Source organism: Tateyamaria sp. (assembly GCF_039940735.1).
Lineage (GTDB): Bacteria > Pseudomonadota > Alphaproteobacteria > Rhodobacterales > Rhodobacteraceae > Tateyamaria.
Genome location: NZ_JBDVGB010000054.1, coordinates 113,377 through 122,074, shown reverse-complemented (window position 1 = coordinate 122,074; position 8,698 = coordinate 113,377). Strand labels below are relative to the sequence as shown.

At 53.4% G+C, this 8,698-nt stretch carries 9 protein-coding genes and 1 pseudogene; 7 read left to right on the top strand and 3 right to left on the bottom strand.

Going from position 1 to position 8,698, the window contains the following annotated elements:
- From ABJF76_RS12135 to ABJF76_RS12125, 3 genes and pseudogenes are all read left to right on the top strand, one after another.
- Positions 1-467: pseudogene (locus ABJF76_RS12135) on the top strand (hypothetical protein); the annotation flags it as partial.
- A 34-nt stretch (positions 468-501) separates the two neighbouring features.
- Positions 502-1,494: an aldo/keto reductase gene (locus ABJF76_RS12130; RefSeq protein ID WP_413819857.1), complete on the top strand. Its 993-nt coding sequence runs from the start codon at positions 502-504 to the stop codon at positions 1,492-1,494.
- A 40-nt stretch (positions 1,495-1,534) separates the two neighbouring features.
- Entirely contained in the window at positions 1,535-2,098 is a 564-nt protein-coding gene (locus tag ABJF76_RS12125) for an RICIN domain-containing protein (protein WP_413819856.1), read from the top strand.
- Positions 2,099-2,115: 17 nt separating this feature from the next.
- Here the strand turns inward: ABJF76_RS12125 and ABJF76_RS12120 are convergent, their stop codons facing one another.
- From ABJF76_RS12120 to ABJF76_RS12110, 3 genes are all read right to left on the bottom strand, one after another.
- On the bottom strand, positions 2,116-2,895 hold the full coding sequence (locus ABJF76_RS12120; RefSeq protein WP_413819855.1) for a phytanoyl-CoA dioxygenase family protein: 780 nt from the start codon (positions 2,893-2,895) through the stop codon (positions 2,116-2,118).
- Between the two features lie 5 nt (positions 2,896-2,900).
- Positions 2,901-3,320: a Fur family transcriptional regulator Irr gene (irr, locus tag ABJF76_RS12115; protein WP_413819854.1), complete on the bottom strand. Its 420-nt coding sequence runs from the start codon at positions 3,318-3,320 to the stop codon at positions 2,901-2,903.
- A gap of 76 nt (positions 3,321-3,396) precedes the next feature.
- Entirely contained in the window at positions 3,397-4,182 is a 786-nt protein-coding gene (locus ABJF76_RS12110) for a 2OG-Fe(II) oxygenase (protein ID WP_413819853.1), read from the bottom strand.
- Between the two features lie 138 nt (positions 4,183-4,320).
- Between ABJF76_RS12110 and fabA the strand changes: the two genes are divergently transcribed.
- The 4 genes from fabA (at position 4,321) to ABJF76_RS12090 (ending at position 8,678) form a co-directional block, all read left to right on the top strand.
- On the top strand, positions 4,321-4,830 hold the full coding sequence (gene fabA / locus ABJF76_RS12105; RefSeq protein WP_413819852.1) for a bifunctional 3-hydroxydecanoyl-ACP dehydratase/trans-2-decenoyl-ACP isomerase: 510 nt from the start codon (positions 4,321-4,323) through the stop codon (positions 4,828-4,830).
- 483 nt (positions 4,831-5,313) lie between these two features.
- A complete protein-coding gene (locus ABJF76_RS12100; RefSeq protein WP_413822576.1) occupies positions 5,314-5,925 on the top strand; it encodes a hypothetical protein in 612 nt (203 codons plus the stop codon).
- A 722-nt stretch (positions 5,926-6,647) separates the two neighbouring features.
- On the top strand, positions 6,648-7,877 hold the full coding sequence (locus ABJF76_RS12095) for a beta-ketoacyl-ACP synthase II (protein WP_413819850.1): 1,230 nt from the start codon (positions 6,648-6,650) through the stop codon (positions 7,875-7,877).
- A gap of 9 nt (positions 7,878-7,886) precedes the next feature.
- A complete protein-coding gene (locus tag ABJF76_RS12090; RefSeq protein ID WP_413819849.1) occupies positions 7,887-8,678 on the top strand; it encodes an enoyl-ACP reductase in 792 nt (263 codons plus the stop codon).
- The last annotated feature ends 20 nt before the right edge of the window (positions 8,679-8,698 follow it).

Here is an 8,698-nt window from a genome sequence, read left to right as displayed (position 1 = left end):
TGGTTGATCTGTATTCAGACGATTTAGGCGCACATCCCAATGCCGTTGCACTTGATAATGCGCATCTAGATCGCTCGGGTTATTATGCGTTGGCGCGCAAAGGCGACAACGGGCATCCAAAGACCAGACAGCTTGATTTCTTTGGCGGGTTGCGCTGGCGCTACGAAGAACACGTGCCCGCCGCGCGGCGCAAGATTGACCGTATTTCGCTGTTCCGAACCAAGCCGGGCTTGAAGATAGACGCCGATCACACGTTCAACGACGAGGAATACAACACCTATTCCTGCGAATGGCACCACAACCTGACGTCCGCCATCTGTTCGTTTCGGACCGCCAAGGCGCTTAAGCTGAACCCCGGCAGCACCTATGACATCGAGACCTTCAAATGGCACAATTCCGCACGTTTTGAATGGCATTCGCGTCAACTGCTTGATCTGGGACTTATGGAACCGGGCCAATGGTTCTGACGACGCACACTTTTAACAACGAGGCCCAAAGCTAATGAAAATGATGAAATTTGGGGCGGATGGCCCATCGGTGTCACAATTTGGCATTGGCGCGATGTCTTTTGCCGGCATCTATGGCGATGCGACCTATGCCGAAAGCCACGCGGTTCTCAACGCCTGCCGCGATGGCGGTGTGACGCATATCGATACATCAAACGTCTATGGCAATGGCCGCTCAGAAGAGATCATTGGCGCATGGTTCGCTGAAACGAAGGGCGCGCGCGATGACATGCATCTTGCGACCAAAGCCGGGATCACTGGACAGGCCGAGCGGCGTTTTAACAACGATCCTGCCTATATGAGTGAAAATTTGGATGCCAGCTTGGCCCGTATGGGCGTGGATCATGTCGATCTGTTTTATGTGCACCGCTATGATCGTAGCTACACGCCCGAAGAACTGGGCGGTACTCTCAAGGCCTTGATTGACAGCGGCAAAACACGCGCTGTGGGCCTGTCGGAAATCGCGCCCTCGACCCTGCGCCGGGTTGCTTCGGAATGTCCGGTGGCAGCGGTGCAGTCCGAATATTCGCTATCCACCCGCGCACCTGAACTGGGGCTGGCGCAAGCTTGCGCTGAACTGGATGCAACCCTTGTGGCGTTCTCGCCCGTCGGTCGCGCCTTTTTGACAGATGCCCCGTTTAGCTATGAACGCGGGCAATCGCACGGGTTCACCGCCAACAATCCGCGCTTTATGGCCCCGAATTACGCCGCCAACATTGCGGCCACTGATCGGTTTCGCGCATTGGCCGCTGACATGGGTTGCCCGGCGGCAGGGCTAGCTATTGCGTGGTTGATCGCGCAAGGGGATCACGTCTTGCCAATCCCCGGCACCAAGAACATCGATCACCTGGCTGAATTGCTGCGTGGAACCGAGATGACGCTCAGCCCCGATGATTTGGCGCGTATTGAGGCAGTTCTGCCTATCGGTTGGGCCCACGGCGATCGCTATTCAGATGTGCAGTGGGAAGGGCCAGAACGGTATAGCTGACAAACGTGCCTTAACGGTCCAAGATACTTAGGTTTTTCACATGAAGTATCTAAAAGGTATCAATATGCGTTTTCTGTCTTTTTTATTTACCGTTGCACTCATTGCTATGGCACCGACCGTGCAGGCCCAAAACCTAAATGGTTGGTTCAAATTACAAACCCAGTTTCAAGCGCCTGCTGGCAAGTGTTTCGAAGGCAATCGCTATGACCACAATTCACGTCAGGGCGGTGGCGCTTTCATGGATGACTGCCAGAACGTTTCAGGGCAGCTGTGGAAATTTGAACCCGCCGGTGGTGGATACTATCGCATGAAAACCATGTTCCAAGAACCCGCAGGCAAGTGTTTTGAAGGCAACAGCCGCACGTCGGGGGCAACACTTGCTGGCGCGGCATTCATGGACGACTGTCAAAATGTCAGCGGGCAACTGTGGCGCATCATTCCTGCACAGGATGGCTATGTCCGCCTGACCACGCAGTTTCTTGAAGGTCAAAACATGTGCTTGGAAGGCAATCGCCGTTCTGCAGGTGGACCTTTGAAAGGAGCTGCTTTTATGGACCGTTGCCAGAACGTCAGCGGTCAACTTTGGTTGCTAATCCAAAATTAGGTGTCATGCAGCCAAGATTAGCGAAGTCTGGGAAACCAGTCTTCGCGCAGGCGCTGGCCTTCGACCATATCGTGCCCGGGAAACGGGGGCGATGTTGGACCGGGCCGCCTCACATATCGCGCATCATCCCCCACCAATCGCAACGAAAACGCGCGCCGCCGCGCGTCGCTGTGATTGCCGCGCGCGCCATGTAGGGTGCGAAAATGAAAGGCGACAGCATCGCCCGGCTCCATCTCGAATTCAACGATCCGCATGGCTTCGGCCTCAGGGTCGGGCACGGGGATGTAATCCCCCTCAAAGAAGGCGGTTTCCGAAACCCAACGGGTCGGCACGACGTCCTTGGGCCACAGGTGCGACCCGGCGACACAGCGCAAAGTGGCCGAGGTCACAGGATCAAGCGGCGACCAAAAGCTGATCGTTTGACGCCCTTGCACAAAATAATAGGGCGCATCCTGATGCCATGGCGTCGCCATTGAAGTGCCGGGCTCCTTGACCAGCACGTGATCATGAAACAGTTGAACTGACTGCGAGCCCATCAGCGTGGCCGCCGCGTCAATAACACGCGGGTTGCGCACCACTTCACGAAACTCCGGGATGCGATCCCAGTTGCAGTAGTCGTCGAAAAACAACCCTGTCTCGCCCTTGCGATCGTTGGTCGACGCATAAGGCCCCGGCTCTGCCATGTTGCGGGCGACACCGGCGCGCAATGTCTCGACATGTTCAGCAAACAGCCCACGGATGAGCACAACCCCGTCCGCGTGATAGGTCGCGGCATCGGCGGCAGTCACGTGGCTCATGGTGTTTAGTGCTTGCGGCGCAGGCGGATCACCACGTCAACCGAGGCGATCTCGGCCCCTGCCGGGGCATCGGGCAATTGCGCAATAACCAATTGATCCGTCGGCGCATCGGTAAGCGTGCAGTCATCCTCCCAAAAGAAATGGGGGTGATCATGCGTATTGGTGTCAAAATAGCTTTTTGTGCCGTCGACCATGATTTCTTGCATCAAGCCCACTTCGCAAAACGCACGCAAAGTGTTGTAGACAGTGGCCAAGGACACGGCCTCGCCCTGATCTTTGGCGGCATCAAACAGGCTTTCGGCGGTGACGTGACGATGTTGGCCATCGCCAATCAGCAATGCCGCAAGCGTGACGCGCTGACGCGTTGGGCGCAAACCCGCGCCTGCCAGCCAATTGGTTCCAACCTCGTGTTGATCCTGTGCCATGCCCATCCTCAATGTCTTGTCTTTACTTATAAAGTGCGTACGGCCCGAAATTCAATTATAAAACGGTATTCTCTCATTATGCCACACGCCCAAAAAATCCCATCTGTTCACTTTCGCTAAAACGATGCCCCGGTGAGGGGTAATGCGACAGCACCGCAACAATGCGCGATTGCGCCCCGCGCACGGTCGACACCCGGTGCGCTGTGTTAACCCCAAGAAACACATTCAGCGTCCCAGCAGTCTGTGGCAAGCGCGTGGGTTCGATGCGCCCATCTAATAACGCAGATATCCCTGCGTGGTTGGGGTCATCAGCGCTGCGCAAGTCTTGGGCATATTCAAACACACCGCCTTGCGTCGGTTCCTGAAGCAGCAATGTGGTCGTGAAAATCGAGCGGTCAAAATGCCAGTTCAACGCTTCGTCCGCGCGGTATTCCAAAACGTTGATACCGGCCAAGGTGTCATCCATGGTGTAGAGTTGCGGGCGGTCCATGACAGCAGCCAAAAACGTGGCAAATTCCGGCCATTGGTACAACTTGTCCAACGCTGTGCCGCGCAATTGGTCATGGCACAGCGTGTGATTGGCGGTTTCGACCTTTTTCAGCGCAGGGTCATCCGCAGACAGCCCCGGCACGTCATCCTTAAAATAAATGTTGTGCCACCGGCTGTGATGAAAAGATTCTGTCTCCATCCGCGGGTGCACATGCGCCAAAGTATCGGCCAATGCCTCTGGGCGCATAAATCCGGCAAAGTTAAAAAGCCCATCCTGCGCCAGCCCGACCTTTGCGCGCGCCACAAGCGCATCCCAAGCGGCCGTGCCTGGCAGGTCTAAAGGATAAGCGTCGAGGTCAATAATTTGTTTCATGTCCATGACATTGACTGATTTTTTACGCGGGATGCAAGTGGGTGCCTGCGCCGCGCCCTTGCACAGGCCACCCACCCAATGTTAGAGGGACGCGATTACTTTCGAACCCATACATCACTCATAAATGTGAGGCCTAGCATGGCAGACTTCCCCACAAGTTTTGACAAAGAAGGCTTGCTTAAATGCGCCCGTGGCGAACTGTTTGGCCCGGGAAATGCGCAGTTACCGGCCCCGCCCATGTTGATGATGGACCGGATTACAGATGTGTCCGGTGATGGAGGTGCCCATGGCAAGGGTCACATCGTGGCCGAATTCGACATCACGCCCGACCTTTGGTTCTTTGGTTGCCACTTTCCCGGCAACCCAATCATGCCGGGCTGTCTTGGCCTTGATGGGCTGTGGCAGCTAACTGGCTTTAACCTCGGCTGGCGCGGCTGGCAGGGGCGCGGCTATGCCTTGGGTGTGGGTGAGGTCAAGCTGAAGGGCATGGTGCGTCCGGATCGCAAAATGCTGACCTACAAGATCGACTTTACCAAGGCGATCCAAACGCGGCGCCTGACCATGGGCGTGGCTGATGGCATCGTAGAGGCTGACGGCGAAGTGATCTATGAAGTTAAAGACATGAAGGTCGCGCTAAGCGAGAGTTGAAGGTTCGCGGTGCCGAACAAAGCAGAAATGCGCCGCAAACGTACCAATGTCCAATTTGGTGAACTGTTCCACAAACGGTCGTTTTAAATGCCATATGCTGGCGCAGCTAAAGCCCGGTTTGAGCCCACTCTACTGGATGCTGCACTGCGCATGAATGTCAGCTTTAACTGTGGCGCAGTGTATCAAGTTCACAGTCATTTGCTTGATACACATTAGAGGAAGGCGACCGAAAACCGATCAAAACCTGAGGCATATGAAACAGGTATTTTGTAACAGTTAAACCATCAAGCCTTCGCCCTCAGGATGAAGGTAGCAAAAGCCACCATTTTTGAACGTTGACAGCACATCTTGAATTCAGGTTTAAGCTTGTCAAAACCTATTCCACTTACATAGTTGAGACGTGGATCGTGGCTCCCCTTATTCAACTAGAGACAAGCCAGCACAGTTATTTAGACTACAAAACTAGAGCGGATGAATCTAAGAATGACAAATACTATAAGAGGTTTGCTATATCCAATCATCAAATATTGTTATGTTTTCTTTATTTTTACAGGTGTACGCTCCTTACTAAATAACTTGATTTACCTCATAAAGCATCATCATAAGATGGTCGTTGGGACTGTAGTAATTGACGGAGACTACTATGGTTACAAAATCAGAAAATTTTCAAAAAAAAGAACATGTATAGAGGCATATTTCCGATTTTCTGTATGGAAAATCGAACTAAGGGGTCAATTTATGTATGAGATGATACTGTTAACAAGCCACTACGGCGATGCTCACATTGAGGGTGGGTTTATCGTAAAAAACGATGTGGCGATGATTTGTAGTTTTAGAGACATTGCACATGCAAATCTGATAAGGATGAATCAAGCTCACAGGCTCGTGCGTATCCCGATGAAGAAAAAAATGAAAATACTACATTCGGTCATAAATTCTCACTATATTTTAAACGGATTTATCTCCATCAACGAAATATTGAAAAAAGAAATTGACTTACGGTTAGTATCTCCCCACAAGCGTGACGCTATTATTATAGGCATTAAGGAAACTTATCTATCTGGCAGTAAGCATTTGGGAGACTTGGAAAAATGAACGCATCGGAACAAGAGTTTGAAAAATTCGTTAAAATTATTGATATGTATATAGGAGTTACAAAAAACTATATATCGCTAACAACAGGACTTCTAGCCTTTATGGTTGCATTTGATAAATTTGCACCTAGTAAAGCTCCGGATACATATCTCAATATAGCTATTTTATTCGCTCTAACATCCATCTTATGTGGCCTCTACTATCAGTATTTGGCGGTTAAGCTCACGCAGTTAACATTTCGCATAGGTACTATTGGACTATCTCTTGCCCCTAATATCCTAATTCAACGACCTGGCTTAGTGTTTGGGGTTTGCCAAGTATCTTTTTTTCTTTGTGCTTTATTTCTCGGCCTAACGCTGCTTAGGGCAATATAATTTCACCCATACGTTCCTAGTCAAGACCGAAAGCGACCTTTGGCGCAACCGCAACGAACTAGTGCTTTGTCCGCACACCCACCATACGACACCGTTCCAAAAACTCTCCTTTTTGACACAGCCACAAACCACGCCGATTTACGCTGTCAAAACCCCTGTCAAAATCCAAGCCGTTGTTGAAGGTGTTTGGTTCCTCTTATGATAGCGGACATCCTTTCAAAACGCAGCATCAGACATTGAGGTCACAAAGCGGACACTCTACGCCACCCCAGAACCCATTCCACCTTGCGCCCCCTGCCCCCCCTGTCCTACATGGACTCAACACAGAACGTGAAGGAGAGCGCACGCATGCGCAGGGTTGTCGTTACAGGACTGGGTATCGTCTCTAGCATCGGGAACAATGTGGACGAGGTTTTGGCATCGCTGAAATCCGGCACCTCCGGCATTGTCGCCTGCCCCGAAATGGTCGAGCACGGCTTTCGCAGCCAAATCGCTGGCACGCTGAAACTGGACGTGGCTGAACATGTGGAAAAGCGCACGCTGCGGTTTATGGGCCCCGGTGCGGCCTATGCGCATATCGCTATGACCCAAGCCATTGCCGATGCTGGGTTAGAAGAAAGCGATATCGTCAGCCCGCGGACTGGCCTTGTGGCTGGATCGGGCGGGCCGTCAACCTCTGCAATGTTCTCAGCACACCAAACTGTTCTGAAAACGGGCGCGACAAAGCGGATCGGCCCCTTTGCGGTGCCAAAGTGCATGTCCTCGACCATTAGCGCGAATCTCGCGACAGCGTTTAAGATCAAGGGCATCAACTATTCGATCACAAGCGCCTGTTCCACATCTTTGCATTGCATCGGCAATGCGGCTGAACAGATCATGATGGGCAAACAAGACGTAATGTTCGCAGGCGGTGCCGAGGAACTGGATTGGACATTGTCTTGCCTATTCGATGCGATGGGCGCGATGTCTTCCAAATTCAATGACACGCCCGAACGTGCAAGCCGCGCGTTTGATGCGGGCCGGGACGGGTTCGTGATTTCGGGCGGCGGTGGCATCCTTGTTCTCGAAGAACTCGAACACGCCAAAGCGCGCGGCGCCAAGATCTATGCCGAAGTGACAGGTTATGCGGCCACATCTGACGGGCACGACATGGTGGCCCCCTCTGGGGAAGGCGCCGAACTGGCGATGAAACTCGCGCTCGACACGCTGCCCGAGGGGCGCGCCGTCAGCTACATCAACGCGCATGGCACCTCGACACCGGCTGGCGACAAGCCCGAAATCGCGGCCGTGCGCCGCGCCTTTGAAGGGCGTGTCCAACCACCGGTCAGTTCGACCAAGTCGATGACGGGGCACTCGCAGGGTGCTGCGGGCGCACTTGAGGCGATCTTTAGCCTTTTGATGCTAGACCATGACTTTATTACGCCTTCGATCAATGTCGACAATTTGGACCCGGCGTTTAACCCGGGCGAGATTGCCACGTCTCTTGTCGAAAAGGCCGGGTTGGACAGCGTTATGACCAACTCCTTTGGCTTTGGCGGCACAAACGGATCAATGATCCTTTCGAAATTTCACGGGTAAGAACTGATTATGTCCGAATCACTCAAAGGAAAACGCGGCCTGATAATGGGTGTCGCCAATGACCGTTCAATCGCGTGGGGCATCGCACGCGCGATGCACGCAGCCGGGGCCGAACTGGCCTTTACCTATCAGGGCGACGCCTTTGGCAAACGGTTGGAACCGCTGGCCGCAAGCGTCGGGTCCGATTTCATGGTCGATGTGGACGTCACAGACGATGCATCGCTTGATGCCGCGTTTGATGCGCTGGCCAAGCGTTGGGACACGATCGATTTCGTCGTCCACGCCATCGCGTTTTCCGACAAATCCGAACTGACAGGGCGTTTCTTGAACACCAGCCGGGCCAATTTCAAAAACTCGATGGATATCAGCGTTTACAGCTTCATCGAAGTTGCGCGCCGGGCCCATCCGCTTATGATCGAAAACGGCGGCACCCTGCTGACCTTAACCTACCAAGGCAGCAACCGCGTCGTACCAAGCTATAACGTGATGGGCGTGGCCAAGGCCGCACTGGAATCCGCCACCCGCTACCTTGCCAACGACCTTGGCCCCGAAGGCATCCGCGTCAACGCGATTTCGCCGGGTCCAATGAAGACATTGGCAGGGGCCGCAATTGGCGGCGCGCGCAAGACCTACAAGCACACGGACCAGAACGCCCCCTTGCGTTCAAATGCAACACTTGAGGCCGTCGGCGGCACAGCTGTTTACCTGTGTTCCGACGCAGGTGCCTGCACAACCGGGGAAACAATCCGCGTTGATGGTGGCTTTCATGTTTTGGGCATGCCGCAGCCCGATCACCTTTGATCAGCCCACACGGCGCCCAA

Bases quoted from the DNA above. Each gene is read 5' to 3' on its own strand.
- fabA (WP_413819852.1), top strand. From the start codon at position 4,321: ATGGCAGACTTCCCCACAAGTTTTGACAAAGAAGGCTTGCTTAAATGC.
- ABJF76_RS12100 (WP_413822576.1), top strand. From the start codon at position 5,314: ATGACAAATACTATAAGAGGTTTGCTATATCCAATCATCAAATATTGT.
- ABJF76_RS12125 (WP_413819856.1), top strand. From the start codon at position 1,535: ATGAAGTATCTAAAAGGTATCAATATGCGTTTTCTGTCTTTTTTATTT.
- ABJF76_RS12120 (WP_413819855.1), bottom strand. From the start codon at position 2,895: ATGAGCCACGTGACTGCCGCCGATGCCGCGACCTATCACGCGGACGGG.
- ABJF76_RS12090 (WP_413819849.1), top strand. From the start codon at position 7,887: ATGTCCGAATCACTCAAAGGAAAACGCGGCCTGATAATGGGTGTCGCC.
- ABJF76_RS12095 (WP_413819850.1), top strand. From the start codon at position 6,648: ATGCGCAGGGTTGTCGTTACAGGACTGGGTATCGTCTCTAGCATCGGG.
- irr (WP_413819854.1), bottom strand. From the start codon at position 3,320: ATGGCACAGGATCAACACGAGGTTGGAACCAATTGGCTGGCAGGCGCG.
- ABJF76_RS12130 (WP_413819857.1), top strand. From the start codon at position 502: ATGAAAATGATGAAATTTGGGGCGGATGGCCCATCGGTGTCACAATTT.
- ABJF76_RS12110 (WP_413819853.1), bottom strand. From the start codon at position 4,182: ATGAAACAAATTATTGACCTCGACGCTTATCCTTTAGACCTGCCAGGC.